The sequence below is a fragment of the Mesorhizobium sp. NPDC059025 genome (assembly GCF_042739655.1).
Lineage (GTDB): Bacteria > Pseudomonadota > Alphaproteobacteria > Rhizobiales > Rhizobiaceae > Mesorhizobium.
This window is the reverse complement of record NZ_JBHYIM010000003.1, coordinates 163,001-188,858: the sequence shown is the minus strand read 5'-3', so window position 1 is coordinate 188,858 and position 25,858 is coordinate 163,001. Positions and strand designations below refer to the sequence as shown.

The 25,858-nt window shown below is 62.8% G+C and carries 27 protein-coding genes; 10 read left to right on the top strand and 17 right to left on the bottom strand.

Going from position 1 to position 25,858, the window contains the following annotated elements; translation table 11 throughout:
- Position 1: 1 nt before the first annotated feature.
- Positions 2-460 (bottom strand): YcgN family cysteine cluster protein, encoded by a 459-nt coding sequence (locus ACFWYE_RS08930; protein ID WP_379110846.1) that lies wholly within the window; start codon positions 458-460, stop codon positions 2-4.
- Positions 461-609: 149 nt separating this feature from the next.
- Here ACFWYE_RS08930 and ACFWYE_RS08925 point away from each other — a divergent pair, with 149 nt between their 5' ends.
- Both ACFWYE_RS08925 and ACFWYE_RS08920 read left to right on the top strand, forming a co-directional pair.
- Positions 610-2,895, top strand: coding sequence for an OmpA family protein (locus tag ACFWYE_RS08925; protein WP_379110844.1), 2,286 nt, complete (start codon positions 610-612; stop codon positions 2,893-2,895).
- A gap of 337 nt (positions 2,896-3,232) precedes the next feature.
- Positions 3,233-3,748 (top strand): TIGR00645 family protein, encoded by a 516-nt coding sequence (locus tag ACFWYE_RS08920; RefSeq protein WP_379068016.1) that lies wholly within the window; start codon positions 3,233-3,235, stop codon positions 3,746-3,748.
- A gap of 26 nt (positions 3,749-3,774) precedes the next feature.
- On the opposite strand, the gene ACFWYE_RS08915 is transcribed toward ACFWYE_RS08920, so the two are convergent.
- The 3 genes from ACFWYE_RS08915 to ACFWYE_RS08905 form a co-directional block, all read right to left on the bottom strand.
- Positions 3,775-4,641, bottom strand: a complete 867-nt coding sequence (locus tag ACFWYE_RS08915) for an SDR family oxidoreductase (RefSeq protein WP_379110843.1) — start codon at positions 4,639-4,641, stop codon at positions 3,775-3,777.
- A 96-nt stretch (positions 4,642-4,737) separates the two neighbouring features.
- Positions 4,738-5,322, bottom strand: a complete 585-nt coding sequence (locus ACFWYE_RS08910) for a response regulator transcription factor (protein WP_379068010.1) — start codon at positions 5,320-5,322, stop codon at positions 4,738-4,740.
- 8 nt (positions 5,323-5,330) lie between these two features.
- Positions 5,331-6,200: a S1C family serine protease gene (locus tag ACFWYE_RS08905; RefSeq protein WP_379110842.1), complete on the bottom strand. Its 870-nt coding sequence runs from the start codon at positions 6,198-6,200 to the stop codon at positions 5,331-5,333.
- 168 nt (positions 6,201-6,368) lie between these two features.
- Between ACFWYE_RS08905 and ACFWYE_RS08900 the strand changes: the two genes are divergently transcribed.
- On the top strand, positions 6,369-7,322 hold the full coding sequence (locus tag ACFWYE_RS08900) for a S1C family serine protease (RefSeq protein WP_379110840.1): 954 nt from the start codon (positions 6,369-6,371) through the stop codon (positions 7,320-7,322).
- 2 nt (positions 7,323-7,324) lie between these two features.
- On the opposite strand, the gene ACFWYE_RS08895 is transcribed toward ACFWYE_RS08900, so the two are convergent.
- Positions 7,325-8,338: a zinc-binding alcohol dehydrogenase family protein gene (locus ACFWYE_RS08895; RefSeq protein WP_379110839.1), complete on the bottom strand. Its 1,014-nt coding sequence runs from the start codon at positions 8,336-8,338 to the stop codon at positions 7,325-7,327.
- An 87-nt stretch (positions 8,339-8,425) separates the two neighbouring features.
- Here ACFWYE_RS08895 and ACFWYE_RS08890 point away from each other — a divergent pair, with 87 nt between their 5' ends.
- Entirely contained in the window at positions 8,426-8,809 is a 384-nt protein-coding gene (locus ACFWYE_RS08890; protein ID WP_379067998.1) for a winged helix-turn-helix transcriptional regulator, read from the top strand.
- A 24-nt stretch (positions 8,810-8,833) separates the two neighbouring features.
- On the opposite strand, the gene ACFWYE_RS08885 is transcribed toward ACFWYE_RS08890, so the two are convergent.
- Together ACFWYE_RS08885 and ACFWYE_RS08880 are read right to left on the bottom strand one after the other, a co-directional pair.
- Complete coding sequence (locus ACFWYE_RS08885; protein WP_379110838.1) at positions 8,834-9,742, bottom strand: arginase family protein; 909 nt, start codon at positions 9,740-9,742, stop codon at positions 8,834-8,836.
- Positions 9,743-9,854: 112 nt separating this feature from the next.
- On the bottom strand, positions 9,855-10,280 hold the full coding sequence (locus tag ACFWYE_RS08880) for a VOC family protein (RefSeq protein WP_379067992.1): 426 nt from the start codon (positions 10,278-10,280) through the stop codon (positions 9,855-9,857).
- A 67-nt stretch (positions 10,281-10,347) separates the two neighbouring features.
- Between ACFWYE_RS08880 and ACFWYE_RS08875 the strand changes: the two genes are divergently transcribed.
- Positions 10,348-10,950, top strand: coding sequence for a TetR/AcrR family transcriptional regulator (locus tag ACFWYE_RS08875; RefSeq protein ID WP_379067989.1), 603 nt, complete (start codon positions 10,348-10,350; stop codon positions 10,948-10,950).
- On the opposite strand, the gene ACFWYE_RS08870 is transcribed toward ACFWYE_RS08875, so the two are convergent.
- The gene (locus ACFWYE_RS08870; protein WP_379110837.1) at positions 10,893-11,894 is read right to left on the bottom strand and encodes a LysR family transcriptional regulator; all 1,002 of its coding nucleotides are present in this window, start codon (positions 11,892-11,894) and stop codon (positions 10,893-10,895) included. The genes ACFWYE_RS08875 and ACFWYE_RS08870 overlap by 58 nt on opposite strands.
- A 120-nt stretch (positions 11,895-12,014) precedes the next feature.
- Between ACFWYE_RS08870 and ACFWYE_RS08865 the strand changes: the two genes are divergently transcribed.
- Positions 12,015-12,662, top strand: coding sequence for an FMN-dependent NADH-azoreductase (locus tag ACFWYE_RS08865; RefSeq protein ID WP_379110836.1), 648 nt, complete (start codon positions 12,015-12,017; stop codon positions 12,660-12,662).
- A 71-nt stretch (positions 12,663-12,733) separates the two neighbouring features.
- Here the strand turns inward: ACFWYE_RS08865 and ACFWYE_RS08860 are convergent, their stop codons facing one another.
- Together ACFWYE_RS08860 and ACFWYE_RS08855 are read right to left on the bottom strand one after the other, a co-directional pair.
- The gene (locus ACFWYE_RS08860; protein ID WP_379067980.1) at positions 12,734-13,030 is read right to left on the bottom strand and encodes an HlyU family transcriptional regulator; all 297 of its coding nucleotides are present in this window, start codon (positions 13,028-13,030) and stop codon (positions 12,734-12,736) included.
- Between the two features lie 139 nt (positions 13,031-13,169).
- On the bottom strand, positions 13,170-13,826 hold the full coding sequence (locus ACFWYE_RS08855) for a PadR family transcriptional regulator (protein ID WP_379067978.1): 657 nt from the start codon (positions 13,824-13,826) through the stop codon (positions 13,170-13,172).
- A gap of 264 nt (positions 13,827-14,090) precedes the next feature.
- Here ACFWYE_RS08855 and ACFWYE_RS08850 point away from each other — a divergent pair, with 264 nt between their 5' ends.
- Positions 14,091-14,348 (top strand): DUF2798 domain-containing protein, encoded by a 258-nt coding sequence (locus ACFWYE_RS08850; RefSeq protein WP_379067975.1) that lies wholly within the window; start codon positions 14,091-14,093, stop codon positions 14,346-14,348.
- A gap of 27 nt (positions 14,349-14,375) precedes the next feature.
- Here ACFWYE_RS08850 and ACFWYE_RS08845 read toward each other — a convergent pair whose 3' ends face one another.
- Genes ACFWYE_RS08845 through ACFWYE_RS08835 form a run of 3 tightly spaced genes read right to left on the bottom strand, consistent with a single transcriptional unit; the run spans position 14,376 to position 16,333 of the window.
- On the bottom strand, positions 14,376-14,801 hold the full coding sequence (locus tag ACFWYE_RS08845; RefSeq protein ID WP_379111389.1) for a secondary thiamine-phosphate synthase enzyme YjbQ: 426 nt from the start codon (positions 14,799-14,801) through the stop codon (positions 14,376-14,378).
- Between the two features lie 14 nt (positions 14,802-14,815).
- Positions 14,816-15,430, bottom strand: coding sequence for a LysE family translocator (locus ACFWYE_RS08840; RefSeq protein WP_379110835.1), 615 nt, complete (start codon positions 15,428-15,430; stop codon positions 14,816-14,818).
- A 9-nt stretch (positions 15,431-15,439) separates the two neighbouring features.
- Positions 15,440-16,333: a helix-turn-helix domain-containing protein gene (locus ACFWYE_RS08835; RefSeq protein ID WP_379110833.1), complete on the bottom strand. Its 894-nt coding sequence runs from the start codon at positions 16,331-16,333 to the stop codon at positions 15,440-15,442.
- Between the two features lie 137 nt (positions 16,334-16,470).
- Here ACFWYE_RS08835 and ACFWYE_RS08830 point away from each other — a divergent pair, with 137 nt between their 5' ends.
- From ACFWYE_RS08830 to ACFWYE_RS08820, 3 genes are all read left to right on the top strand, one after another.
- The gene (locus ACFWYE_RS08830) at positions 16,471-17,301 is read left to right on the top strand and encodes an N-acyl homoserine lactonase family protein (RefSeq protein WP_379110831.1); all 831 of its coding nucleotides are present in this window, start codon (positions 16,471-16,473) and stop codon (positions 17,299-17,301) included.
- 264 nt (positions 17,302-17,565) lie between these two features.
- Positions 17,566-18,255 carry a DUF930 domain-containing protein gene (locus tag ACFWYE_RS08825; protein WP_379110829.1) on the top strand — a complete coding sequence of 230 codons (690 nt, stop codon included), beginning with the start codon at positions 17,566-17,568 and terminating at the stop codon, positions 18,253-18,255.
- A gap of 170 nt (positions 18,256-18,425) precedes the next feature.
- Positions 18,426-20,594: a right-handed parallel beta-helix repeat-containing protein gene (locus ACFWYE_RS08820; RefSeq protein ID WP_379110828.1), complete on the top strand. Its 2,169-nt coding sequence runs from the start codon at positions 18,426-18,428 to the stop codon at positions 20,592-20,594.
- Between the two features lie 40 nt (positions 20,595-20,634).
- On the opposite strand, the gene ACFWYE_RS08815 is transcribed toward ACFWYE_RS08820, so the two are convergent.
- The 4 genes from ACFWYE_RS08815 to ACFWYE_RS08800 all read right to left on the bottom strand — a co-directional run bounded on the left by ACFWYE_RS08815 (position 20,635) and on the right by ACFWYE_RS08800 (position 25,825).
- The gene (locus ACFWYE_RS08815) at positions 20,635-20,886 is read right to left on the bottom strand and encodes a DUF333 domain-containing protein (RefSeq protein ID WP_379110827.1); all 252 of its coding nucleotides are present in this window, start codon (positions 20,884-20,886) and stop codon (positions 20,635-20,637) included.
- A 111-nt stretch (positions 20,887-20,997) separates the two neighbouring features.
- Positions 20,998-23,025, bottom strand: a complete 2,028-nt coding sequence (gene rpoD / locus ACFWYE_RS08810) for an RNA polymerase sigma factor RpoD (protein WP_379067956.1) — start codon at positions 23,023-23,025, stop codon at positions 20,998-21,000.
- Positions 23,026-23,324: 299 nt separating this feature from the next.
- A complete protein-coding gene (dnaG, locus tag ACFWYE_RS08805) occupies positions 23,325-25,265 on the bottom strand; it encodes a DNA primase (protein WP_379111387.1) in 1,941 nt (646 codons plus the stop codon).
- Between the two features lie 131 nt (positions 25,266-25,396).
- Positions 25,397-25,825 carry an RcnB family protein gene (locus tag ACFWYE_RS08800; protein WP_379067953.1) on the bottom strand — a complete coding sequence of 143 codons (429 nt, stop codon included), beginning with the start codon at positions 25,823-25,825 and terminating at the stop codon, positions 25,397-25,399.
- Positions 25,826-25,858: the final 33 nt, after the last annotated feature.

The window sequence follows — 25,858 nt, the reverse complement described above, 5'->3', positions numbered from 1 at the left end:
TTCAGGGCTCCTCGTCGAGCACATAGTCGAAATAGTCTTCAGGCTCAGCGAGATCCGTCTCGCTGGCGCGTACCCGGCCACGCATCGAGATGCCTGCCTCGTGCACAGTCTCCGCGCTGCCGGAGAGCAGGCGGTGCCACCAGTAGAGATCATGCCCTTCAGCGACGAGCCGATAGGCGCAGGTCGACGGCAGCCAGCTGATGGTGCGGACATTCTGCGGCGTGAGGCCGACGCAGTCGGGCACCTTGGCCAGACGGTTGGTGTAGTCGTGGCAACGGCAGGTGCCGGCGTCGAACAGGCGACAGGCGACGCTCGTCCAGTAGATTTCGCCGGTATCTTCATCCTCGAGCTTCGACAGGCAGCACTTGCCGCAACCGTCGCACAGCGATTCCCACTCCGCGGGAGACATCTCCTCCAGCGTCTTGGCCTTCCAGAAGGGTTCGCTTTCCATCCGGCGCATGTGGCGCGCCGCAGCCGCGACGTCAAGCGTCTCCGGCCAGTGTCATCAAAACGCCTGTTCGATACCCCTACTCTCACCGCTGCGGCTCTTGCCGGTCGAACCGACCGCGCCTACGGGCCTCGGCAGCGTCCCTGCACAGGAGATTCGATATGAAACGCCAACAACGGATCCTGACTGGAACCGCTCTCGGCCTGCTGATGGCCTCGTCGCCGCTTGCTGCCCTGCCACTCAAGAACGACCTTGCAGCGGGCACGCCATCCCTGCTGATCCTGGCCCAGGCGGAAGGTGACGGCTCTGCCGAGAACAGCCAGCCGCCGGTGGAGCAGGCCGCTCCCGAACCACAGCCCGAACCGGCTGCTGCGCCTGAACCGGTGGCAGCACCCGAACCTGCACCGGCAATCGAACAGCCCCCTGCTCCGGAACCACAACCGGAACCGGTTGCCGCACCGGAACCCGTGGCGGCACCGGAACCCGCGCCAGCCGTCGAGCAGGCCCCTGCTCCGGAAGCAACTCCGATACAGGCGCAGCAGGAACCAGCGGCAGAACCACCTGCCGAGCCTGAACAGCCGCGCAAGAAACGCAAGCAGAGCGAGGAACAGGCCGAGCCGGCGCCGGCAGAACAACCGGCACCAGCGGAAGCTGCCCCTGTCCAGCAGGAAGCGCCCGCCGCCGAGCCGGAACAGCCACGCAAGAAGCGCAAGCAGAGCGAGGAACAGGCTGAACCCGCTCCGGCAGAACAACCCGCGCCCGCTGAAGCCGCTCCCGCCCAGCAGGAAACTCCAGCCGTGGAGCCGGAGCAGCCGCGCAAGAAGCCCAGGAAAGAGCAGGCCGAACCTGCGGCTGAGCAGCCGGCGCCGGTCGAAAAGGCGCCGGACGCGAAACCCGCAGAACCCGAGCAGAAACCGGCTGAACCGGAACAGAAGCCGGCTGAAAGCAAGCCAGCCAAGGAAGAGCCCGCAGCCAAGGAAGAACCAACCCAGGCAAAACCGTCCGATAGGCCGGAAGAGGCGAAGCCTGCCGACAAACCGGTTGAGCCGGAGGCAAAGCCGACTGAGCAGCCGGCGCAAGGCGGCGAAAAACCGGCGACTGGCGAGCAAAAGCCTGCCGGTCAGGGTGACGCATCCAGCAAACCTGCCAGTGAACCTCAGCCCGGCGAACAGCCGAAACCCGGTGATGCGACGCAGCCGGCGCAAGGCGGACAACCGCCGGCTCCGGCCGATGGCGGCCAGCTACCGGCAGCCGGGGAACAGAAGCCGGCGGGGCAGCAGATCGACACGCCGGCCAACCCTAACGCCGCGCCGATCTTCGACAGCCAGAAGGATGCCCAGCCTCCGGTCAGCGGCCAGAAAGGCGACAGCGTCCAGCCGCAGCCTGGCCAGACACCAGCCGGGCAGCCGGTGACACAGCCCGCCCAGCCAGTTCAGCAGCCGACGGAAAAGGTGCCGCCACCCAAGGACGACAAGGCGGCACAGGTGACGATCCAGCCGGAAAAAATCGCCCCGGTGACGGAGGAGAAAGGCACGCGGCTCGAACGCGCACCGGATTTCGACGTACGCCGGCGTCCGCGTCCTGAAGGGGCCGATATCGTCAAGAACTACGGCGATCGCACGATCATTCAGTTCAACAACCAGATCATCGTCGAAAGCAACGACCGTCCCCGCATCACCCGTGACGCGCAGGACGTCTACTACGAGGACCTGCCGCGCGGCCGCACCCGCGAGACCATCGTGCGCGACAATGGCAACCAGATCATCACCATCCGCAACCGCAATGGCGATATCATCAGGCGGTCTCGCATCACGCCGGACGGCCGCGAATATGTGCTGAGCTATGTTGACGAGCGTTATTACGAAGACATCAGCGAGTGGCGCGACCCAGGCGACGAGCTGCCGCCGATCTACATCGACATTCCGCGCCGGGAATACATCCTGGAATCGGAGTACGTCCAAAGCCCCGAAGACTATTATGTCTTCCTGGAACGACCGCCGGTGGAGAAGGTCAAGCGTCTCTATTCGATCGACGAGGTCAAGCGCTCGGCACGCGTGCGCGACATAGCCCGCCGCATCGATCTCGACACGCTGAATTTCGAGTTCGGTTCGGCAACCATTCCCGAAACCGAGGTCGAGAAGCTGCAAGGCGTGGCCGATGCCATGCAGAAGCTGCTGGCCAAGAACCCTGCCGAGACCTTCCTGATCGAGGGCCACACCGATGCCGTCGGCTCGGACGTCGCCAACCTGGCGCTGTCCGACCGCCGCGCCGAGGCCGTCGCCAACGCGCTGAGCAGCGTCTTCGACGTCCCGCCGGAGAATCTGAGCACGCAGGGCTACGGCGAACGCTACCTGAAGGTGAAAACACAGAAGCCGGAACGCGAGAACCGGCGCGTCGCCATCCGCCGTATCACCCCGCTGGTGGCACCGGTGGCAAGTGCAAAATAGGCGCGACGCCCCGCTAGGGCATTGATTCGCCACAATGGGAGCCCCAGATATTAACGGGGTTCCCTGCCCCGTCCCGTCCTGAACGGGACGTCAAGAGGCCCGGCCGGCTTACTCCACCGACCGGGTCTTTTGTTAGGATCATTTGGCATCAACGGATCCGGCATGGCGCATTTCGTGTCTTGCCAAGACCGCGCCGCTCACTAGAGCGTTTCCGTTTTTCACGGAAACGCGGAAACGCTCTGACTTTTGCTTTTGCGCAATTCCGGACGAAAAACCGCTACACACTTTTTCTGGAATTGCTCTAGAACGACGCCGACTGGAAGCACGGACGCATCTTATGAAACGCCTCGAACTCGCCATCGAATCCATCATCCTGGCCTCGCGCTGGCTTCTGGTGGTGTTCTATCTCGGGCTTGGCCTGGCGCTTGCCATCTATGCGCTCTCGTTCGCCAAGAAACTCTACGAGTTTGTGAGCACCGTCATGGTGCTGGGCGACACGGATACGATCCTGAAGATTCTCGGCCTCATCGATGCCGCCCTCGTCGCCTCGCTCGTGGTCATGGTCATCATCTCCGGCTACGAGAACTTCGTCAGCCGTTTCGACGAGCATGAAGGCAAGGTGCATTGGCTGGGCACGATCGATGTCGGTTCGCTGAAGGTCAAGGTTGCCTCGACCATCGTCGCGATCTCGTCAATCCATCTGCTGCAGGTGTTCCTGAACTCCTCGTCCTACTCCACCGACCAGTTGATGTGGCTGACCATCATCCACCTCACCTTCGTGCTGTCGGCGCTGATGTTGGCATACATCGACCGTCTGATGGGTCATGGAAAAGGCGACAAGTCGCCGGACTGACCCGCGCAATCGGCCGGGTACCCGCCTCAGAACAGGCCCGTGACCTTGGTGTCCGTCCTGGCGAACACCTCGTCGGGCACGAAGAAATCGCCGGCGAGTGCACCCTTCGCGCCCGGCGCATACTTCGAGAAATCGCTGACCCCTTGGGCGCGCAGCACCTCTTCGTCGATGTAGAAATTGCCGGTCGCCTCGCGCGACGGCCGCGTCAGGATCGCATGTGCCGCATCGGCCATGATCTCGGGCGAACGGCTCATTGACGCAACCGTCTCACCGCCGAGAAGATTGCGGACCGCCGCCGTGTCGATCGCCGTCAACGGCCACAGCGAATTGACCGCAATGCCCGCCGAAGAAAACTCCGCGCTCATGCCCAGCGTGCACATCGACATGCCGAATTTCGCCATCGTGTAGGCGACGTGGCCCTTGAACCATTTGGCTTTCATGTCGAGTGGCGGCGCCAGATTCAAAATATGAGGGTTCGACGCCAACTTCAGGTGCGGAATGCACATTTTGGAAACAAGGAATGTGCCGCGCGTATTGATCTGATGCATCAGATCGTAGCGCTTCATGTCGGTTTCGAGTGTACCGGTGAGCTGGATGGCGCTGGCATTGTTGATGCAGATGTCGATGCCACCGAAACGCTCGACCGTCCTGGCGACGGCTTGCGCAACCTGTGTTTCCTCGCGGATGTCGCACAGAACCGGGAGCCCCTTGCCACCAGCCTTTTCGATCTCTTCTACCGCCGTGTGGATGGTACCGGGCAGCTTGGGATGCGGCGTGTCGGTCTTGGCCGCGATGGTGACGTTGGCGCCATCGCGGGCGGCGCGCAAGGCGATCGCCAGCCCGATGCCGCGCGACCCGCCGGAAATGAACAGTGTTTTTCCCTTGAGCGACATGCATCGGCCTCCTTGCAGCAATCGCCGATCCTTGCCCGGGCAGGACTGGGATGCAAGGTGCGATAGCCCTTGATGACGGTGCGGAGTGCCCGGTCTTTAGACCAGCACCAGGCCCTGTCGCATCGCGATCGCGATCGCGTCGGTGCGGTTGGCTGCTCCGAGCTTGGTCAGGATCGCCGCGACATGGAACTTGGCGGTATGTACGGAAATGTCGAGTCGGCGGGCGATCACCTTGTTGGGTGCGCCTTCGGCAAGCAGGGCCAGCACCTCTGCCTCACGCGGAGAGAGCGATGGCCGCGCCACGACCTCGTGTTCGCCGGGATGATCGCCTGCCTCGGCCGGGAAACCGGCGTCCAGGGCCTCTTCATCGCGCACCGCGTGATATCCCGCTGCTGCCAGTCGCGCCGCGGCGCCGATCAGCCCATCCTCGGCGTTCGGTGGCAAGACAGCGAAGACACGGCCCGCACTGCCGTTGACGGCGGCAACAGGACGAGGCGACAACAGCACCAGCGGTGCGTCCAGCTGGAGGGTGGCATTGTCGACGATGGCGACGTCGAAGCCTGACACACTGCCCGCCGGAACAGGCGCGAACTCCTCCCCGGCAGCCAGAGATGCCGACAGCCGCTCGGCCCGCCCGGCATCGCCGAGCGCGATCAGCACTGTCAGTCGCCTGCCTGTCATTGATCCTCTCAGTTCAGCGGCTTTTCGCCGATCGTCACGGGAACTTCGCTGCGGCCGCCGCCACGCAGGATGCCGAGTTTGACCTCACTGCCGGCACTGTCCGACCCCAGCCTGCGCATCAGGCCGCGCGGCCCTTCCACCGGCTCGCCGTTCCAGGCCACGATGATGTCGCCGACATGCAAACCGGCCGCCTTGGCGGGACCGCTTTCGTCCAATCCCATCACCATGGCACCGGCGGTGTCGCCGTCACGGGCGGGATGCAGGGCAGCCCCGAGATAACCGCGCACGACATGGCCCTTTTCCCTCAAGACTGCCACGGTGCGTTCGATGGTTTCGAACGGAATGACCAGCGCGCGGCGGCGTGGCCCGAACAGAAGCATGCCGATCAGCGCGCCTCCGGAATCCAGCACCGGGCCGCCTTCGAAACGGCTGCCGGCGCCGACGGCAAGGTTGATACGACGGTCGATCGTTCCGCCCCGCATCGAACGCCAGGCTGGGCCTGCTTCACCGACCGTTCCAAGCACCGCAAGGGCCGCGCCTTCGCTGTTGCCCGTGGCGATCGCGATGTTGCCTGGCCGCACAGCTGAGGCGCGCGCCAACACCGGCAGATCGATTCGCTCGGTCTTCAGCAACGCGATGCCCGTCGAGGGATCGCGGCCGGTGAGCGTCGCCTTGGCTCGCTCGCCGGAGCCGAGTGTCAATTCGATTTCATCGTCGGCATCGAGAACCTCCTCGGCGGCGACGAAGTAGCCAGCCCCCCAGTGGAAGGCTGAGGTGGTGCGGCCATGGTGCGCGTCGAGACTGGCGACGACAGGTGCCGCGCCTTCCGCGATATCGGCGATGGCGTCCGAGAAGGCGCCAAGATTGAAGTCGCTCATGATGACCTCCGGGATTGTTGGTTCCCCAGATATCGCTGGCTGGCGCCGGCAATGATACTCGCCTGACGGCTAGGAAGACCGGCTGCTGGCCATCTGGTCAGGTCGCGGCGAAAGCTCACGCTCCGCACATATAGGCATCGATCCACGTTTTCACATGGGAAGCCTGCCATGGCGCTGCCAGCTCTCGATCCAGCTCCCCGGGACGACATTCTGCTCGATGCCTATTCCACCACGGTCGCCGACGCCGTCGACCGTATCGGCCCTGCCGTCTGCCGGATAGAGCGGATCGGCGGACGCGGAGGGCACGGTTCGGGTTTCGTCATTTCGCCGGACGGCTTGATCGTCACCAACTTCCACGTCGTCGGCGACGCGCGTGCCGTGCGTGTCGCCATGCCCGACGGCACCGTCGATGAGGGACGTGTGCTCGGTGCCGATCCGGACACCGACATCGCATTGGTGCGCGCTGGCGGCTCCTTCGCCAATGTCGCACCGCTCGGCGATTCCAAACGGCTCAGGCGCGGCCAGATCGCAATCGCCATCGGCAATCCACTGGGATTCGAGTGGACGATCACCACCGGTGTCGTCTCGGCACTCGGTCGCTCCATGCGTGCCACGACGGGTCGCCTGATCGATGACGTCGTACAGACCGACGCCGCGCTCAATCCCGGCAATTCCGGCGGGCCGCTGGTGTCTTCCGCAGGCGAAGTCATCGGCATCAACACCGCCATGATCCCCGGCGCACAAGGCATCGCCTTCGCTGTGGCCTCCAACACGGCCAACTTTGTCATCTCCGAAATCATCCGCTTCGGCCGTGTGCGCCGCGCCTTCATCGGCATTTCCGCCGACACGACCAACCTGCCGCGTCGGGCTGCCCTGCTTTCGCAGGTCACCAGCAGCACCGCAGTGCGGCTGCGGAGCATCGAGCCGGGTGGTCCCGCGGCAAAGGCCGGTTTGAAAGAGGGCGATATCATCGCTGCCATCGACGGGCGGCCGGTGACCGGCGTCGACGATCTGGTCCGGATGCTGGATGCCGAGCGCATCGGCCGCGAGACGGTCTGCACGGTGCTGCGCCGCACCGGCATCAGCCGCATCGCGGTGACGCCGGTGGCAAGAGCCGGCTGAAGTTACCAGCCGGCAAGCACAATCTTGCCCAGCGTGGTGCCGGATTCGATCTGGGCGTGGGCGCGCTTCAGATTCGCCGCCGAGATTTTTCCGTAGTTGTCGGTGATGGTCGAGCTGACCTTGCCGGCATCGACCAGTCCGGCAACCTTGGTCAGAAGCTCGTGCTGCCGGATGACATCCGCTGTCTGGTGTACAGGTCGCGCGAACATCATTTCCCAGTGCAGCGACAGCGCCTTCGATTTGAACAGCATGATATCGAAGGATTTGGGGTCGTCGATCAGTGCCACCCTGCCCTGCGGCGCGATCAGTTTTGCGATCTCGCCGGCATGGGCATCGCTATGGGTCAGTGAAAACACGAAAGCTGGCGCCCCGATACCAAGTGCGGCCACCTGTTCCGCCATCGCCTTGTTGTGGTCGATCACATGATGCGCGCCGCGCGCCTTCACCCATTCGACCGTTTCGGGTCGCGATGCAGTGGCAATGACCGTCAGATCGGTCAGGGCACGCAGAAGCTGGATGGCGATCGAGCCGACGCCACCTGCGGCGCCGACTATGACGATGGCGTTGGCCGCACCAGCGACGGGCCGGGTCACGTCCAGCCGATCGAGCAGCGCCTCATAGGCGGTGATCGTCGTCAGCGGCAGAGCGGCTGCCGCCGCAAAATCCAGGGAGCGCGGCTTCAGCGCCGCGATCCGCTCGTCCACGAGATGGAATTCGGCGTTCGAGCCGGGCCGGTTGATGGCCCCCGCGTAAAAGACCTCGTCGCCGGGCCTGAACAGGCTCGCTTCGGGACCGGTTTCAACAACCACGCCGGCGGCGTCCCAGCCGAGCACCCTGTGCTGGCCTTCAGCCGGCTTCGCACCGGCACGCACCTTGGTGTCGACGGGATTGACCGAAACGGCCCTCACCTCGACCAGTATGTCCCGGCCAAGAGCCTTTGGGCGCGGCAGCTCCATGTCGACGAGGGATGAAGGGGCCGAAATCGGCTGTGGTTCCAGATACCCAATGGCACGCATGGCATGTCTCCTGTTTTGCGTACATGCCAGATGTGCTCTATGTGCTGTTTCCGCAAGAATGCACATTTAGTGTATATAGTGTCGAAAATGATACCGTGGAGTAATCCCGTGGGCCGCATCCGTCATCAAGATCTGCGCAATTCACCCGCATGCCCCGTGGAGGGCACGTTGGAACTCATCGGCGGCAAGTGGAAAGGTGTCATCCTCTACCACCTCATCCAGCAGGGTACACTTCGCTTCAACGAATTGCGCCGCAAGATGACGGTCACCCAGCGCATGCTGACCAATCAGTTGCGCGAACTGGAGACGAGCGGCCTGATCGATCGCAAGGTCTATGCGGAGGTGCCGCCCAAGGTCGAATATTCACTGACCGAACGTGGGCGGTCGTTGGAGCCGATCATTCTGGCGCTGAAGCGCTGGGGTGACGACAACATTCTGGCCACGGGTTACGTCGCGCCTGGCAACTGCTAGCGATCTTATGTTCGCGCGGGCGGGTTAGAAGCCGTCAAACACCCTGCGCAGGAAATTCACCAGCCAGACTGCCAGTTCACCGGTCTGATCCAGGTCCGGGTCAAAGATCGTCACATCCATGCCGACGCAACCCGGTCTGGCGACCAGTGCGGCCAGGATGGCAATGAGCTCATCCGGATCGATCCCCGGACTGCCGGGAGAATCGACCGCCGGCATGACAGACTGATCGAGCGCATCGACGTCGAAATGCAGCCAGTGACGGCCGTTGCCCGCCAGCACAGGCTCGCTTTTGGCAAGAACGCCTGCCGCGCCAAGCTCGCGCGCGGCGAATACATCGACCTGTGTGATATCCGTGGCTTCGATGTCACGCCAGGCGTAGTCGGCATCGCGGTTCTCGCGCTCGCCGATCTGGATCACCTGATCGTCGCGGAGCAAAGGTCCCGCTATGCCCGGCCAGTCGGTGAGCAGTGTTTCGCCGCGCCCCGTCGCAGCCGCCAGATCCATGCCGGCGGCCGAACCAAGCGGCAGATTGTCGTCGTCATTGCCTGGATGACGGAAGTCGCTGTGGCCGTCGACATGAACCAGCGACAACGGCCCGGAGCATCGCGCGCCTGCCAGGGCGCCGAGCAGGATCGTGCAGTCGCCGCCGATGACGAGCGGAAACGCCCCTCGCCCGATCGTATCGGCGACCAGATCGGCCAATCGCAGGTTGAAGCTGCGGATCGCCGGGCCATTGCGCAATTTCGTGTCAGGCTGTGGTTCGGTGCTGTACGAGGGGCGTTGCAGATCGATGATCCGCGCCGGCACCAACGCTTCGACCAGTCCAGCCTCCGTCAACGCCTGCGGCGCCCGCCAGGTACCTGGCTCATGGCCGGGCCGGAGTGGACGCAAACCGAGATTGAAGGGAGCTCGGATAAGATTGATGTCACGCATGGAATGGGCCCGGTTCAACGGGCCCAGCATAGGTTGCGTGCAACGTCGGCGCCATCGCGTGCGGGTAGTCTTCCGGTTCACTACCGACAGGTTCTGTCAGTTGACCTGCCTGCTATTTGCCGACTGCCTCGGGCGCGAACTGTGCCAGGAACTCCTCGCTCGGTGGGATCGGCTTGATCACGTCGATCAGAACGCCGTTCGGATCGCGGGTGATGAAATGGCGCTGACCAAATGGCTCGTCGCGCAGCGAACGCAGGATCGGCAATCCAGCCGCCGCGACCCGCTCGTGTACGGCATCGACATCCTTCACCTCGAAGTTGATGAGCAGCCCGGACGCACGGCCTCGTCCCTCTGCCGGGATGGTCTCGTGGTCGCCCTGCACGACGCCCAGATTGACACGTTTGTCCTCGGACGACTGCAGGTGCACATACCAGTCGCTTTCGAACAGCGGCTTGAAGCGGAAATGCTCGACATAGAAGGCAGTGGTGCCGGCGACATCGCCGGTCATCAGCACGGGGTAATAGCTGGTGGTTTTCATGCTTTCCTTCCTCTCGAAATAAACATACAGTCTGCATGTAGATTGAATTAACATACAGGCTGCATGTATGCAAGAGGCGAATTCGCGCCGGTCCAACCGCGACCGCACCGAGGCCACGCGCGGCGAACTGGTCGCCGCCGCGCGGCGGCTTTTCACCGAGAAATCCTATGCGGAGACCGGCACGCCGGAAATCGTGGCCGCTGCCGGCGTCACGCGCGGCGCGCTCTATCATCACTTCGCCGACAAGCAGGCGCTGTTCCGAGCCGTGGTGGAGGCCGAGGCAGCAGCGGTCGCGAAAACGATCGAACAGGCCGCTCCGCGCACGCTTTCAGCGCGAGACGCACTGCTTGCCGGCGGCGAGGCCTATGTCGCGGCCATGGGCCTGCCCGGCCGCACGCGACTGCTGCTGCTCGACGGGCCGGCGGTACTCGGGCGGGCCGAGATGGACGACATCGATGGCCGGCATGGCAACCGCACCCTGCGCGAAGGACTGGCAGCGACGATGCGTGCAGGCGACTTGCCCAAGCTGCCGCTGGAAGCGCTGACATCCCTTTTGGGAGCAGCATTCGACCGTGCCGCGCTCGCGGTCGATGCAGGTGCTTCCGCGGACGACTATCGTGTGGTGCTTGCTGCCGTCATCGACGGACTGCTACGCAAGGATCGTTCCTGACCCTCTTTTCTGCGCGCTTCGTCGGTCATGTGCTCCAGCTTCGAACAGACATTCGGCAGTTCCTGGCTGAACCGTTCGATCAGCCAGGCGCCAGCCGGCCCCGGCGGTGAATCTGCCCTGTAGAAGGCATGCAGAGGGTAAGGCCGCTCTGGATACGGCTCGAGATCGAGCACCTTCAAGCGCCCCAGCCGAACGTCTTCCAGGATCATCCATGTCGGCAGCCCGCCCCAGCCGAGACCGGACAGGATCAGGTCCCTTTTCGTCGACATGTCCGTCATGCGCCAGGTGCGATAGGCAAAAACGCTGAATTCCTTACCCTCGGTGACCTTGCTGACGTCGGAGACGACGAGCTGGATATGCTCGCGCACAAAAGACAGCGGCACCCTGCCTTTGTACATTGCCAGCGGGTGGCCTGGCGCAGCGACCGGCACCATCGAAGCTTCGCCGATACGCACCGACACCAGATCGTCGCCGAGATCACGCGGCGATCCGCCGAAGCTCAGATCGCTGAGCCGCCGCGCAAGCTGCTCCCATATCACGCCGAGCGCGCCGACATTGAGTTTCAGCGACACGGATGGGAATTCGGCCTCGAAAGCCGCTAGCGCCCTGACCAGGGCCGGCGAAGGCACTGTCACATCGACGGCGATCGTCAGTTCAGCCTCCAGCCCGCGTTTCAGCCCGTCGGCGCGAGCGCGGATATCCTGCAGCACGCCGACCATGCGACGCGCATCGGCCAGCATCGCCTTGCCTTCCACGGTGAGTATAGGCTCGCGTGTGCCTTCGCGGGTGAAGAGCTTGAGTTCGAGCTGCGCCTCCAGATTGGCGATGGTGTAGCTGATCACCGATTGTGCGCGGTTGAGATGGCGCGCTGCACTGGAGAAGCTGCCGGTTTCAGCCACCGCCAGGAACACCTGCAATTGGTCGAGGGTCGGGTTCGCCAGCATGCCTTATCCAATTTATAGATATATTCGATAGATATTTTCCCAATTTTTTAGATCGATGTCGAGCGCTATCTGTCTCTCCGAAATCAGGCGGTCGCCCGCCATCACCAACGGAGAGCTGAAATGTCCAACATCCTTCTCGTGACCTCGAGCCCACGTGGCGAGGCTTCGCATTCCACCCGGGTCGCCACCGAGTTGGCCAACAAGCTGCAGGCTGCGCTGCCCGGATCCACGCTGACCAGGCGCGATCTCGTTGCCAACCCGCTGCCGCATATCGAGCCGGATTATGCCAGCGGTATCTTCACGCCGGCGGAGGCACGCACGCCGCGCCAGACCGAGGTCGTCTGTGTTTCCGATGCCGCCGTTGATGAACTGCTTGCAGCCGATCACATCATACTGGCCACCGGCTTCATCAATTTCTCGATTTCCTCGACGCTGAAATCCTGGATCGACCACATCATGCGTTCCGGCCGCACGTTCTCCTACGGTGCGAACGGCCCGCAAGGTCTGGTTACAGGCAGAAAGGTCTATGTGGTGCTGGCTTCTGGCGGCATCTATTCCGAAGGCCCCGGTGCCGTGATGGACTTCGCCGTCCCCTATCTGAAAAGCGTGCTGGCCTTCAACGGCATGACCGACGTGGAAATCATTCGCGTGGAAGGCGCAGCAAAGGGTGAGGACGCGCTGAATGCCGCGCTCGCCGAGGCCGCAAAACAGGTCGACACGCTTGCCGCCTCGGTAGCCGGATCAGCTCTCCAGGCTGTCGCGGCCTGAGCCAGTCGACCAAAGCAACAGCCGCCGTGTCGTCACGGCGGCTGTTGTGTTTTTGCCTGAAATCAAACGACTTAACCGAAAATACGCTCACCCTGCTCATCGATGAGCTGAACGCCCTTTTTCAGCGTGATGTCGACGGCATCATCAAGCCCGGCAAAACGGTCGGCGCGAATGAAACGATGCTCCTTCATCACGCCGTCGATCTCCTTGGAGATGACACCGCAGGTCTGGTACTGCCCATCCGCCTTGTAAGGCGTGGCGGCGATGGTGAAACCCTTGTGCTCGATTTCCTTGGCTGGTTTGGCTTTGCCGGGTGTTTCCGGTTCGCTGCCGCCACCGCCGCCGAACAGACGTTTAAAAAAGGACATGGGCGACCTCCACCGATTCAGCAACGCAGCGGCTCAGGGGTAGCCAGCGCGATTTCCAACCGTTCAGTAGCCGTCCTGACAGCAAGGGGCAAGCGCGGTGGGCTCCACCGGCCTGCCCCTTGCCTTGTGCTCTTGGCGCTTAGCGCTTGACCAGCGTTTCCAGCGCCTCGGCGGCATCCTTCAGGATGCTGGCCGCTTCAGCCTGCTTGTCGGCAGGCGCTTCGAGTATCTCTGCGAGCGCGGCACGCAGCCGGCGGCGCAGCAGCTTGAGTTCGGGGTTGCGCCGCTCGTCGCGGTCATGCCGCCGCTCGCGATCGTCGTCCCAGCCGAACCATTCGCGCGCCTTGGCCATCTTCTCGCTGACCCGCTCGAGGTGTTCGAGCGCACGCTCGACCATGTCGCGGTTTTCCTCCAGATGCGCCTCGCCGGCCTCCGTGATGGAAAACACCTTCTTGGCACCCTCGGTGGACGAGACGGCATAGCCCGCCTCTTCCAGGAAAGTCAGCGTCGGATACACCACGCCGGGGCTCGGGCTGTAGATGCCCGAAGACCGTTCCTCGAGCGCCTTGATGATGTCGTAGCCGTGGCGCGGCGCGTCCGACAGCAAGGAAAGAACAATCAGCTTAAGGTCGCCGTCGCCGAACATGCGGCCGGCTCTCAGCATTTCGCCGGGTCCGCCATGACCGCGCCGGCCGTGACCGAAGGGACCCTGACCGCCGCGCCCACCGCCGAAACGGCCGGCCATGTGCCAGAACGCACGCTCGGCACGCTCCCCGAATGAATGATGTCTGTGCATTGATAACTCCTTACGTTATGTCTTACGATATATCTTAATTAGGAGCGCATCTTCGATGAGTCAAGATATATCTTACGATGCATCTTATGCGATTTGAAGCGAATGTTGATTTACCGGCGCGCCGCCGCTATATGAGCGGCGAAGGCAATCGCCTCTCCGTAAGCGTCTGACGTCAAGCAACGCATCCAATCCCGGTTCATCCGGGCTGAGCCCATGAGGCCAAGGATGCCCTGCCATGAACCGGACCTTTTTCGGAAAACTCCCATGACAAGCAATGTCACGCGTCGCAGGAAGCTGCCTGCGCGTTATGCCGCCATCATCAGCCCGCTTGTCCTCTCGCTGCTGATGACCTTCATCGTCTCGCTGATCTCGACGCTGAAGAGCCTCGGCCTCCACCCATCCATGCCCGGCATCTGGATGGTCGCCTGGGGCCTGTCGTGGCTGGTCGCTTTTCCAACCTTGCTCGTCGTGCTGCCGATCGTGCGCCGCGTCGTCGGCATGGTCTGCGAGCCGGCACGTTGAGCGGAGGTGCTTCGGCACCTCCCCTTTTCAGGCCAGATGAAGCAGCACCTCTCGCCGGTGCGGAAGGCTGCGATGCTCGAAAAGATAAATGCCTTGCCATGTGCCGAGCCCGAGACGGCCACCGACGACGGGGATCGATATCGAGACCAGCGTCAGCGCGCTCTTGATGTGCGCAGGCATGTCGTCCGCCCCCTCGAGACGATGGACAAGATAGTCCATGGATGGGTCATCCGCTGGCGGCACCAGCCTGCGGAAGAAGGCTTCCAGGTCGCGCCTCACATCCGGGTCGGCATTCTCCTGGATGATGAGCGAGCAGGACGTATGCCTTACAAAGGCAGTCAGCAGGCCTGTCTCCACTGAGGTGCCAGCAATCCACCGTACGACCTGATCGGTGAACTCATAGAGTCCTGCCCCATTGGTCGCGATGACAAGCTGCTTCTGCGTTCCAGCCAGTTTTCCCAGAACCTCTATTGCTGCGTCGTCAAAGCCAGCTTTGCGCTGAGCGCCACGAAGGCGGCGGCAAAGCTGCGCCTCAGCCAAGTCATCACGCGCACGCTGCCGACGATGCGGTCACGCACGGAGGCCGCACACAGGCCATAGATGGCGAAGATGATGAAGGTTGCCGCCATGAATATGCCCGACAACTCCAGCATGCGTGCCAGAACATTGGGTTCGTTGGGCGCGATGAACTGCGGCAGGAAGGCCACGAAGAAGATCGACAGCTTCGGATTGAGCAGGTTGATGAGCACACCGTCGACCAGGACCTGGCGGACGCTGCGGGCATCGGGCTTTGTCTCCACCTTCAGTGCGCCATGCTCGCGCAGGCTCTGCCAGGCCATGTAGAGCAGATAGGCGACGCCGGCATATTTCACGATCTCGAAGGCGATGGCGCTGGCATGCAGCAGCGCCGCCAGTCCGGTCAATGCGGCGACCAGATGTGGCACGATGCCAAGCGTGCAGGCGAACGCCGCCAGCACACTCGCCCGTCCGCCGCGCGAAAGCCCCGCGGCAAGCGTGTAGACGACGCCGGTACCCGGCGAAGCGACGATGATCAAAGTGGTGAGCAGGAATTCGGGCGACATGGGCGTTCTTCACCTGGACTGTTCGGTTGAACCCTTTTGACGTACCACACTTGGCGACGCACCATAAAGACCGCGGAACTGGCGGCCGAAATGCGAGCGCGAGGCATAGCCGGCCGCGCTGACCGCAGCCATGACATTGCCCTCGCCCCTGGCAAGGACATCATGGGCAAGCTGCATGCGCGTGGCGGAAAGCACCGCTCTAAGCGAGGTATCTTCATCGGCCAGTTGCCGCCGCAATGTCGAGGCACCCATGCCAAGCGCCTGACCAAGCATCTCGGCCGTCCAGCGCCGTGCGGGTGCCGAGGCGACCAGCAGGGCAACACGTTCCGGCAGGGAGACTTCGAACAGCCAGGCCGCAGCCGGCACGTTGCGCAGCAGGAGCAGCACTTCAGCCAGTCTGTGCTCGGCCAACAACGCCGCGTGACCCGATGCAGCGAGTACCGGCGCTGCGTGGGAAAGTGCTGCAACCAGATCTTCCGTCAGCGGCACGCGCAGATCAAGCCCGGCAGCGGGGACTCCGGGCGGCCGGCCAAGGCGACGCACGGATTCCGGGACATGGTCCACTTCGACGATGAGGGACTCATAGATGCCGCTTGTCTCGGCCGGCACATTGACCACGTCGAAGGCCCGACCGTGCGGAAAGACGAACACGTCACCTTCTTCGAAACGCTGCCCGGCGTCGCCCAGCCAGATTTCCTTCGAACCGCTGAGGACGATGCCGATAAGTGGCTTCTCGTTGCTGATGCGGGCAAGCCGCTCGGCCGTAAAGCAGCAATAGCTGAACAGCTGCCGTCCGTGCAGGTGCATTCCGGGTTGTTTTTGCGGCCGGGCCGGGTCGAGCGCGAGTGGCCGCAAAGCCTGCAACAGACGCTCGGCGAGCCGGGACGATTTCGTGTCGTTCATTCACCGAGCTTAGTCGGCCGCAGAGTATCGCGCAACATGATGAGCGTTTCCGGCACATAATTCAAGCGCTTCCGGCACCACTCGCACGACGACAGATCGTAAACCCTGATCCACCGTCAACACAGGATCCAACGACGATGTTCAGAAATTTCATGTTCGCAGCGACCATCGCCGCCAACGCAGGCACCGCAAATGCCGCACCGCAGGTTGAACTCTGGCGCCTCGATTGCGGTCGCATCGCGGTCGGCGATCTCAGCGTCTTTTCCGATACCTTCGCCTATGCCGGTGAAAAAAAGACACTCACCGACAGTTGCTACGTCGTCAGGCACGGCAACGACTACATGCTGTGGGATACCGGCCTGCCCGCTGCCCTGCTCGGCAAGCCGCTGGCGGCCAACGAAGTGCTGGCACCGACGCTCGACCGCACGGTCCAGGATCAGCTCCGGGAGATCGCCGTGAAACCGGAGACCATCGGCCTGATCGGAATCAGCCATTATCACTTCGACCATGTCGGCCAGGCCGCCGGCTTCCCGAAGGCACGCCTGATGATCGGCAAAGCCGATCTGGAAGCGCTGAAGTCGAGGCCGGTGCCGTTCGGTGCGGAACCTTCCTTGCTTGCGCCCTGGCTCGGCGGTGGCGCGCCGGTCGACGCTGTTGAAGGCGACAAGGATGTCTTCGGCGACGGCTCGGTTGTGATGCTGTCCACGCCCGGCCATACACCCGGCAGTCACGCATTGCTGGTACGGCTCGCCGAGAAAGGACCTGTTCTGCTGAGCGGTGACGTCGCTCACTTCGAAAAACAGTTCGAAACAGGCGGTGTCCCACCCTTCAACACCAACCGCGCCGACAGCCTTGCTTCTATGACACGGCTGCAGTCGATGGCCAGGACGCTCGGCGCGACCCTGGTCGTCCAGCACGACCCGGACGACATAGCCAAGCTGCCGACCTTCCCGGCGAGCGCGAGATAACCAGACCGAAAGGAAAACCCGGCCAATGACTTGGCCGGGTTTTTCGAATCTGCTCCCGAACGCGTTGAATCATTTTCTCCGATCGGATTGCTGCCGATCAACAACGCGCACCTGGCAAAGCGTCACTTCCATTCATCACCAAACTGCCGCACTGTTGCCCTTGGGTCTTGGGTGTCGTTGTCCTCGCGTTTTTGACGAAACCCTCCCTTGCGCCTCCCACTTGTCACGATCGAGCCAATCGCTGCCGCAAGAGGCACTGGTGTTGTGTCCGCGTCCGCATTTTCAGCGTCACAGGGCGCGAATGCCGATATACGCCTCAGCGTCGGCGCGTCCTGCCTGTTGCATCTGTTGCTCCTGGCCGGTGTGATGTTGCTGCCCGTCCCGCAAGCACTGCGCCTACCCCCGATCGAAAGCATAAAGGTCGATTTCGTGCCGGCACCGAAGCCACCGGAACCAGTGCAGCGAGGTGAAGCGGCCTCAACACCCAAAGCGGTGCCAAATGCTCCCGCAGCGCAGCCGGCCCTTGAGGCACCGCTCGCAGCCCCTGCCCGGCAACCGATGGTCAAGGCCGAGAAGCTCTATTCCGCGCAGGTTCTTGCCGATCCACGCAGCCGCGGCGCGCGCAAGGCTCTGCCGCAACTGGCGCCGCAGGAGCGGGTCATCCAGCTCTGCAACATAGAAGCCCTGGCGCAACTGCGCCGACAGGGAACCGGCTTCCAGCCCGACCTGGTCGTTCCATACGCGATGAAGGACGCAAAGGTGACAGGCCGCAGGCTCGAAGCAGGAGGTGCTGCGATGCGCAGCAGGAAGCATTGGTATGGGCTCGCGTTCAATTGCGAGGTGGCACCGGACCTCAAGACCGTCGTCGCCTTCGAATTCCTGCTTGGTGCCGAGATTCCACGAGACCAATGGGCAGACCACGATCTGCCCCTGGACGACGGCCCCGCCGATTGAACCAACATGCGCCCCGCCTCTGGGCTAACACACAGGTCTACCGTACAACCCGTTGAATTCGTGCGTGAAACGGGCCTTGGCATTGGCTTTGCATATCTTCGGATATAACTGGACTCTTTTAATCAAGTATAATATCCGAACGCCGTTCAATCGGAATCCAAAAGCCTGTCATGAAATTCCCAAGCCTGTTCGCAGCGGCGCTGATCAGCGGCACCGCCCTCTCCAGCCATGCCTTTTCGCAAGTCCAGCAACCGATCCTGGAAGTCGACGGCAATCTCGCCTACGGCAACGGTACCGGCGGCATCGGCCTGTTCCTGCCCTGGCAACTCGACAAAGGCAATGCCGCCTTCTTCGACGTCAGTGGCAGCTTCGTCGAAGGCTCGGCCCGTCAGGGTTCCTTCGGGCTCGGCTATCGCCATCGCGCCGCGAATGACTGGGTCTATGGCGCCTACGGCTATTTCGACAGCTTCAACAGTGAATACGGCCACAACTTCAAGCAGTTGTCCTTCGGCGTGGAAGCACTTGGGCCGCTCTACGAGGCACGCGCCAACATCTATCTGCCGCTGACCGACGAGAAGGCCATCGCCAGTCTCAGTCGCGTCTTCATCACGGGTGACGAGCTGAAATTCCGCGCCGGCGGCGAAATCGCCCGTGGCGGTTTCGACGCGGAAGCAGGTGTTCGGCTGCCGCTGTTCCCGGAAGACATGGCAGCCCAGATGAAGATCTTCGGCGGCACCTATTGGTATGACGGCAAGGGAGCGATTGACGACACGCTCGGTGTAAAGGCCCGGGCGGAGCTGAGTTTCGCCGGTCTTCCCGGTGTTTCGGGTTCGACACTGGCGCTCGGCGCCTCTGTCTCATACGACAAGCAGGATCGTACCGAGTTCGCCTTCACCGCACGCCTGCGTGTTCCGCTCGGCGGGTCGAACCGGGTCGGCCAGGCTGCCTTCGACCCGATGTATCAGCACGTCGAACGCGCCGATTTCATCCGCACCTATGCCGGCGCAACTGGCGCCGTGGAAGCAGCGGAATTCGTCTCGAATGGTCGCAAGATCGGCAAGGTGGTCAATGTCTCGGCCGCAAGCGACGCCAAGACCATCAATGCTGCGTTGACCGCCGCCGGCAAGGACGCCCTTGTCCTGGCCAGTGGCGATATCACGCTTGGCCAGACACTGCAGCTCGGCGTCGGGCAGTACATGCTTGGCGGCGGCGGCGTCATCGGGGTGCGGGGCACCAGCAGCCGCCTCGAGGCCGCCTTCCGCAACGAGGGCGCTGCAACGCGCCTGAGCGGCTCAAATCCGCTCGCAAACGTCGTTGCCATGGCCTCCGGCAGCACCATCGACCATCTCGCCATCAGCGGCGGCCTGAGTGCCATCGCCAGCAACGGGGCATCCGGGATCACGGTTCGCGACGTCCAGATCAGCAAGACCGCCGGCGACGGTATCCGCCTCGACAATGTCACGGGTGCACTCGTCGAAAAGACCTCGATCCGCGACCTCTACATCTGCAACAACAATTCGGATTGCGAGTTCGCGGTCGGCAACCCGAACCGGGCCCCTCATGCCGCGATCAGCGCGCTTGGCACCAGCGGGCTTACCGTGCGCGACACGACCATCGACAGCGTCACCTACGGCATTTTTGCCGGCAGCCGCATCGACGACACCGACTGGCCGCCGGTCATCACCCATGCGGCGAATGGCATCACGCTCGACAACGTGACAATCAGCAAGTCACGCCGCGAGGGCGTGCTGCTGGTCGCGGCAAAAGACGTGACCATGAACAAGGTGACGGTCGACAATTCCGCGCAGGGCCTCGACATGGACCTCGTCGTGCTGCAGGGCACGTCCAACGTCGCCATCACCAACATGACGCTGAAGGGCGGCATCAATGGCTTGATGCTGGTCACCGCATCGACCCTGCCCGAGGAAGCCAGGACCACCAACGTACGCGTCAACGGGCTGTCGATCGACAGCACCCGCAACGCCGGCATCTTCTTCAACCCGGTCTCCGACATTCATCTCAAGGATGTGGTGATCACCAATGCCGGCACCTATGGCGCCTTCATCTATGGCAGCGACTGGGACTTCCTCGGCGGGCCGGTGAAAAACATCACCTTCAAGAACATGCGCATCGAGAATGCCGCCAAATCCGGCCTCTACTTCATGGGACCGGCCGTCGATGTCGGCGGCGATGTCACGATCGAGGGCACACCGCGCAATTGCCTGGTGTCGAGCTTCGGTTCCTATGTGAACGGTTCGCTGACGCAGTCACCCGGCACGTCGCTGCTGATCAACGGCCGTGAGCTCAACGCCGGCAACTTCAAACCCAGCTGCCTGTGATCCGGGTTGTGGCCCTCGCATCGTCGCGGGGGCCATTTTTTCAGCCTTTTGGCCTTACGCATTTCTTGTCGCGGAACAGCGCCCATTCCTCGCAGACGCGGCCATTCGGCAGGCGGCAGTAACCGGACTGATTGCCATTGGCGTCCGTGCGGATTTTCAGCTTGCCGCCGATCTTCAAGCAATGAAGCGAGGCTGGGTTGGCCATGCCGATCTTCTTTGCGGCTTGCGCGTCTTCGATTGCCATGAACGGCAGGGCCGCAAGGCAGACGATTGTCATCAGGATGTTACGCATCGGTGACCTCCAGAGCGTTTTCCGCTTTTTGCCGGGAATGAGGAAACGCTTCAACTCTTGCTGGACTTGCTGAAAAGAAAAAGCCCGGGACGTGCCCGGGCTTCTTTTGTCTTAGCTGTCGAGGAAGCTTCTCAGCTTGCGGCTGCGGCTCGGATGCTTGAGCTTGCGCAGAGCCTTGGCCTCGATCTGGCGGATACGTTCACGCGTCACCGAGAACTGCTGGCCGACTTCTTCCAGCGTATGATCGGTGTTCATGCCGATGCCGAAGCGCATGCGCAGCACGCGCTCTTCGCGCGGTGTCAGCGAAGCCAGCACCCGCGTTGTGGTCTCGCGCAGGTTCGCCTGGATCGCGGCATCGATCGGCAGGATCGCGCCCTTGTCCTCGATGAAATCGCCGAGATGCGAATCCTCCTCGTCGCCCACCGGCGTTTCGAGCGAGATCGGCTCCTTGGCGATCTTCAGCACCTTGCGCACCTTTTCCAGCGGCATGGCGAGCTTTTCAGCCAGCTCTTCCGGCGTCGGCTCGCGGCCGATCTCGTGCAGCATCTGGCGCGAGGTGCGCACGATCTTGTTGATCGTCTCGATCATGTGCACCGGGATACGGATGGTGCGGGCCTGGTCGGCGATCGAACGGGTGATCGCCTGCCGGATCCACCAGGTCGCATAGGTCGAGAACTTGTAGCCGCGACGGTACTCGAACTTGTCGACCGCCTTCATCAGGCCGATGTTGCCTTCCTGGATCAGATCCAGGAACTGCAGGCCGCGGTTCGTGTACTTTTTCGCGATCGAGATGACGAGGCGAAGGTTCGCTTCCACCATCTCCTTCTTGGCGATCGCTGCTTCGCGCTCGCCCTTCTGCACCTGGTTCACGATCTTGCGGAATTCCAGGATCGAGATCGCCGTCTCGGTAGCGAGGTTCTGGATCTCGGAGCGCAGGTCCTGGATCGCGTTCTGCTCGTTCTTGGTGAACTCCTTCCAACCGCGCGTCGTCAGGTTGGCGATGTTCCGGGTCCAGTTCGGGTCCAGCTCGGAACCCTGGTATTCCTTGAGGAATTCCTCGCGGCGCACGCCATAGCTTTCAGCGAGACGAAGAAGCTTGCCTTCGTTCTGCACCAGGCGCTTGTTGATGTCGTAGAGCTGCTCGACCAGAGCCTCGATGCGAGCCTGGTTGAGCGACAGCGACTTCACCGCCGTGATCAGTTCGTCCTTCAGCTCCTTCAGGCGCCGATCCTGGCTCGGCGAAAGCGTGCCCGCGGCAGCGAGACGGTTTTCGACCTGCTGATCCTGCAGCTTGCGCAGCTTCTTGTAGGTGTCGGCGATGACGTCCAGCGTCTCCATCACCTGCGGGCGAAGCTCCGCTTCCATCGCCGCCAGCGACAGGCTCGCCTCATCCTCGTCCTCTTCGTCCTCCTCGAGGCCGCGGGTATCGCCGCCGACATTGGTGATGTCGTCCTCGTCGTCGCCGCCGCGGCGGCGCCCGGCCTTAGGCTCTTCCTTCGGCTTGGCGTCTTCCTCGACACGCTCGACGACCGGCGCCTGCTTGCCCTCGGGGCCGGCATAGGTGGCTTCGAGGTCGATGATCTCGCGCAGCAGGATCTTGGCTTCGTTGAGCTCGTCGCGCCAGATGATGATGGCCTGGAAGGTCAGCGGGCTTTCGCACAGGCCCGCGATCATGGTCTCGCGGCCAGCCTCGATGCGCTTGGCGATGGCGATTTCGCCTTCGCGCGACAGCAACTCCACCGAACCCATCTCGCGCAGATACATGCGCACGGGGTCGTCGGTGCGGTCGGTCGGCTCCTTCTTGGCGACGGTGGCAACGGCGGTGCCGGTCTGTTCGGCAAGCTCGTTGGCGTCATCTTCAGACGAATCGGCGCTCTCGCCCTCGGCGTCGTCGCTCTGTTCGTCATCCTCGACGACGTTGATGCCCATGTCGTTGAGCATCGCATTGATATCTTCGATGCGGTCGGGGTCCGTCTCTTCCGACGGAAGCACCGCATTCAGCTCGTCAAGCGTGACATAGCCGCGTTTCTTCGCGGCCTTGATCATCTTCTTGACAGCATCGTCGGAAAGGTCGAGCAACGGGCCGTCAGTCGTGCCCTCGCGTTCGGTTTCGACCTCTTCCTTTTCCTTAGTCGCCATTCTAAGTCTTCTCCAGGCGGCCGTCCAAGGGGCCGCTTCGCTGCTGACAAATCAGTTGCGCTCGTTCACAAACGCGCCAGTCATGCCAGTACCTGCTTCTCACTTAAGTCCAGATTAACCCTGATATCTGTGGCGGGTTTCCCTTCCCGTCCAGTGCATACATCGTCATTTAGCGCCGATGCCGGGCATGGGTTAACGTTTCGAATCGTTCTGATTCCGTCATTCTGCCAGAAGGTCAAGCGCCTCTCGCATGATTCGCCTTAAAAAAGCGAATCAATTAGGCGCGCCTGATTGGTCGGCTATGCCCTGCCCGCCCGGCCGGAGGATACGCCAAACCCTTCGATCAATGCTTCTGTTGCCTGCACGTCGCGGAACTGCGCCTGGATTTCGACCAGATGCCGGTAATTCTCATCGGTGGGATCACTGGCGAGCGCCGCTTCGGCCTGCTTCAGCTCCCTATGTAATGTGCGTTGGCTGCGGTGCAAGTGCAGCACCTGGTTGAAGGCGTCGCGTGCATCGTCGGTCGCAGCACTTTCCAGCGCCGGCCACTGTCTGGTGCGGCGGATCAGCGCCACTGCCCGCTCCCATATCTCCCGACAGCCAACGCGGTCGATCGCCTCGATGATGGTGTCGCGGTCGCTCGCCTGGTCATGCGCCAGCGCATCCAGCAGCGCGGCATGCAGCCGGCGCAGGTCGCTGTTGGCGAGGTCAAGGAACTCGACATGCTCGAAATTCTCGTCGATCAGTGCCGGGTGGTTGACGAGCGCCACCATGACGGTTGCCTCACGCACCGACATCACGTCACCAGCGCGTTTCACCAGTGCCGAGCGGCCGAGGCTTTCGGTGATCGCATTGCGCCCGGCAGCGCCAGCCCCGCGCGACCATTGCCCGCCCTGCCGGTTGCCCTGGCCTCGTTCGCCACGTTCACCGGTCCGCGGAGGACGTCCTCCGCGTTGCGGCGCAAAGAAGCTTTGTACGCGTTCGCGCATCTCCTGCTGGTAGTGATAGCGGACGCTTTCGTCGCGGATCCGGCTGGTGATCTCGCGCAGCGTCTTTTCGAGTTCGGCGCGGCGCTCCGGTGTCTCGAAGATTTTGCCCCCGGTTTCACGCGTCCAGATCAGGTCCGCCAGCGGCCGTGCTTCTGCAAGCACCGCACGAAAGGCGTCCGGGCCGTCAGCCTTGACCAGGTCGTCGGGGTCCTTGCCTTCGGGCAGAAGCGCGAAACGCGCGGTGCGTCCGGACTGGACCGACGGCAGGATCAGGTCGGCCGCTCGCCAGGCGGCCTTGAGGCCGGCGCCATCGCCGTCGAAACACAAGACCGGCTCAGCCGACATGCGCCAGAGCAGCTCCATCTGGTTTTCAGTGAGCGCAGTGCCGAGCGGTGCCACTGCGTTCTCGAAACCGGCCTGCGCCAGTGCGATCACATCCATATAACCTTCGACGGCGATCACCGTGCCGCCGCGCGCCACATCCTTGCGGGCACGCGCAAAATTGTAGAGCACATTGCCCTTGTGGAAGAGCTCGGTCTCGGGAGAGTTCAGGTATTTCGCCGAAACGTCCGCCGACATGGCGCGCCCGCCAAAGGCGATGATGCGCCCGCGCGAATCCGGGATCGGAAACATGATGCGGTCGCGGAAACGATCGTAGGAGACCGGGATATCGTCGCCGAACACCACCAGCCCGCAGGCCTCGATCTGCGCCTTCTCGACCCCCTTCGAGGCCAGGAACTCCTTCAGCGCGTTGCGGCTGTCCGGCGCGAAACCCAGCCGGAACGACTGCTGTGTCGCCGGCGTCAGGCCGCGTTCGCGCAGGTAAGCGCGCGCCCTGGCCCCTTCGGAACCCTGCAGCCGCTCCTGGAAGAAGGCAGTCGCCATCTCCATGACATCGGTAAGGCTGGCGCGCTGCTTTTCGCGCTGCTCCGCCTGTTCGTCACGCGCAGGCATCGGCACGCCGGCCATCTCGGCAACGCGCTCGACCGCCTCGGGGAAGCTCATGCCGTCCAGCTCGGTGAGAAAGCGGAAATGGTCGCCCGAAACACCACAGCCGAAACAGTGGTAGCGCCCCTTCTTGTCCTCGCAATGGAACGATGGCGTCTTTTCGCCGTGGAACGGGCAGCACCCCCAATAGTCGCCGCGCGGCGCATTGGTCTTCTTCCTGTCCCAGGCCACGCGCAGGCCGATCAGCGAGGAGATCGGCACGCGGTCGCGTATCTCGTCGAGGAAGGTCGGGGGAAAGCGCATGGCGATCATATAAGCACGACCGCCGGAACTGGCTATCGTAATCGCTGGCAATGCCCGGTTTTCACAGACGGTGACGACAACGAAAAAAGCGGCCCCGATGGACCGCTTTTTTGTCTCGGAAGAATTCCGGCTCAGCGCGCGGCAAGTGCGCCGGCGATCAGGCCGGTGGCAATACCGACAAGCAGATATTGATCGCCAACGCGGATCCACTGTTGGCCGGTACCCGGGCGGCGCAGCCCGTAGCGATCATAGTCGCGAATGCCCTGATAGCGCTTCCATTCCCGATAACGCTGGCCGGCTTTCCAGTGCGGCTCACGCACCACTTCCCTGCGGATGATCACGCGCTTTTCGACTGTGCGACGGTCGTAGCGGTTGTCGTAACGCCGGTCGCCATGGCGCCGCTCTTCGTAACGACGATCCTTGCGGATCGGCTCCTGCCACTGGACCTGGGTGACATTCGACTGCGGCACGGAGATCGTCGCGACTGGTGCTGCGAAGCCTTGCAGGGTCGATGCCGCCAGCATCGAAACGGCCATGGCCGAGAGAACAAGACGTTTCATGGGTGTAACTCCTCGTTTGTACACACGACGGAA

Bases quoted from the DNA above. Each gene is read 5' to 3' on its own strand.
- ACFWYE_RS08930 (WP_379110846.1), bottom strand. From the start codon at position 460: ATGCGCCGGATGGAAAGCGAACCCTTCTGGAAGGCCAAGACGCTGGAG.
- ACFWYE_RS08925 (WP_379110844.1), top strand. From the start codon at position 610: ATGAAACGCCAACAACGGATCCTGACTGGAACCGCTCTCGGCCTGCTG.
- ACFWYE_RS08920 (WP_379068016.1), top strand. From the start codon at position 3,233: ATGAAACGCCTCGAACTCGCCATCGAATCCATCATCCTGGCCTCGCGC.
- ACFWYE_RS08915 (WP_379110843.1), bottom strand. From the start codon at position 4,641: ATGTCGCTCAAGGGAAAAACACTGTTCATTTCCGGCGGGTCGCGCGGC.
- ACFWYE_RS08910 (WP_379068010.1), bottom strand. From the start codon at position 5,322: ATGACAGGCAGGCGACTGACAGTGCTGATCGCGCTCGGCGATGCCGGG.
- ACFWYE_RS08905 (WP_379110842.1), bottom strand. From the start codon at position 6,200: ATGAGCGACTTCAATCTTGGCGCCTTCTCGGACGCCATCGCCGATATC.
- ACFWYE_RS08900 (WP_379110840.1), top strand. From the start codon at position 6,369: ATGGCGCTGCCAGCTCTCGATCCAGCTCCCCGGGACGACATTCTGCTC.
- ACFWYE_RS08895 (WP_379110839.1), bottom strand. From the start codon at position 8,338: ATGCGTGCCATTGGGTATCTGGAACCACAGCCGATTTCGGCCCCTTCA.
- ACFWYE_RS08890 (WP_379067998.1), top strand. From the start codon at position 8,426: ATGATACCGTGGAGTAATCCCGTGGGCCGCATCCGTCATCAAGATCTG.
- ACFWYE_RS08885 (WP_379110838.1), bottom strand. From the start codon at position 9,742: ATGCGTGACATCAATCTTATCCGAGCTCCCTTCAATCTCGGTTTGCGT.
- ACFWYE_RS08880 (WP_379067992.1), bottom strand. From the start codon at position 10,280: ATGAAAACCACCAGCTATTACCCCGTGCTGATGACCGGCGATGTCGCC.
- ACFWYE_RS08875 (WP_379067989.1), top strand. From the start codon at position 10,348: ATGCAAGAGGCGAATTCGCGCCGGTCCAACCGCGACCGCACCGAGGCC.
- ACFWYE_RS08870 (WP_379110837.1), bottom strand. From the start codon at position 11,894: ATGCTGGCGAACCCGACCCTCGACCAATTGCAGGTGTTCCTGGCGGTG.
- ACFWYE_RS08865 (WP_379110836.1), top strand. From the start codon at position 12,015: ATGTCCAACATCCTTCTCGTGACCTCGAGCCCACGTGGCGAGGCTTCG.
- ACFWYE_RS08860 (WP_379067980.1), bottom strand. From the start codon at position 13,030: ATGTCCTTTTTTAAACGTCTGTTCGGCGGCGGTGGCGGCAGCGAACCG.
- ACFWYE_RS08855 (WP_379067978.1), bottom strand. From the start codon at position 13,826: ATGCACAGACATCATTCATTCGGGGAGCGTGCCGAGCGTGCGTTCTGG.
- ACFWYE_RS08850 (WP_379067975.1), top strand. From the start codon at position 14,091: ATGACAAGCAATGTCACGCGTCGCAGGAAGCTGCCTGCGCGTTATGCC.
- ACFWYE_RS08840 (WP_379110835.1), bottom strand. From the start codon at position 15,430: ATGTCGCCCGAATTCCTGCTCACCACTTTGATCATCGTCGCTTCGCCG.
- ACFWYE_RS08835 (WP_379110833.1), bottom strand. From the start codon at position 16,333: ATGAACGACACGAAATCGTCCCGGCTCGCCGAGCGTCTGTTGCAGGCT.
- ACFWYE_RS08830 (WP_379110831.1), top strand. From the start codon at position 16,471: ATGTTCAGAAATTTCATGTTCGCAGCGACCATCGCCGCCAACGCAGGC.
- ACFWYE_RS08820 (WP_379110828.1), top strand. From the start codon at position 18,426: ATGAAATTCCCAAGCCTGTTCGCAGCGGCGCTGATCAGCGGCACCGCC.
- ACFWYE_RS08815 (WP_379110827.1), bottom strand. From the start codon at position 20,886: ATGCGTAACATCCTGATGACAATCGTCTGCCTTGCGGCCCTGCCGTTC.
- rpoD (WP_379067956.1), bottom strand. From the start codon at position 23,025: ATGGCGACTAAGGAAAAGGAAGAGGTCGAAACCGAACGCGAGGGCACG.
- dnaG (WP_379111387.1), bottom strand. From the start codon at position 25,265: ATGCGCTTTCCCCCGACCTTCCTCGACGAGATACGCGACCGCGTGCCG.
- ACFWYE_RS08800 (WP_379067953.1), bottom strand. From the start codon at position 25,825: ATGAAACGTCTTGTTCTCTCGGCCATGGCCGTTTCGATGCTGGCGGCA.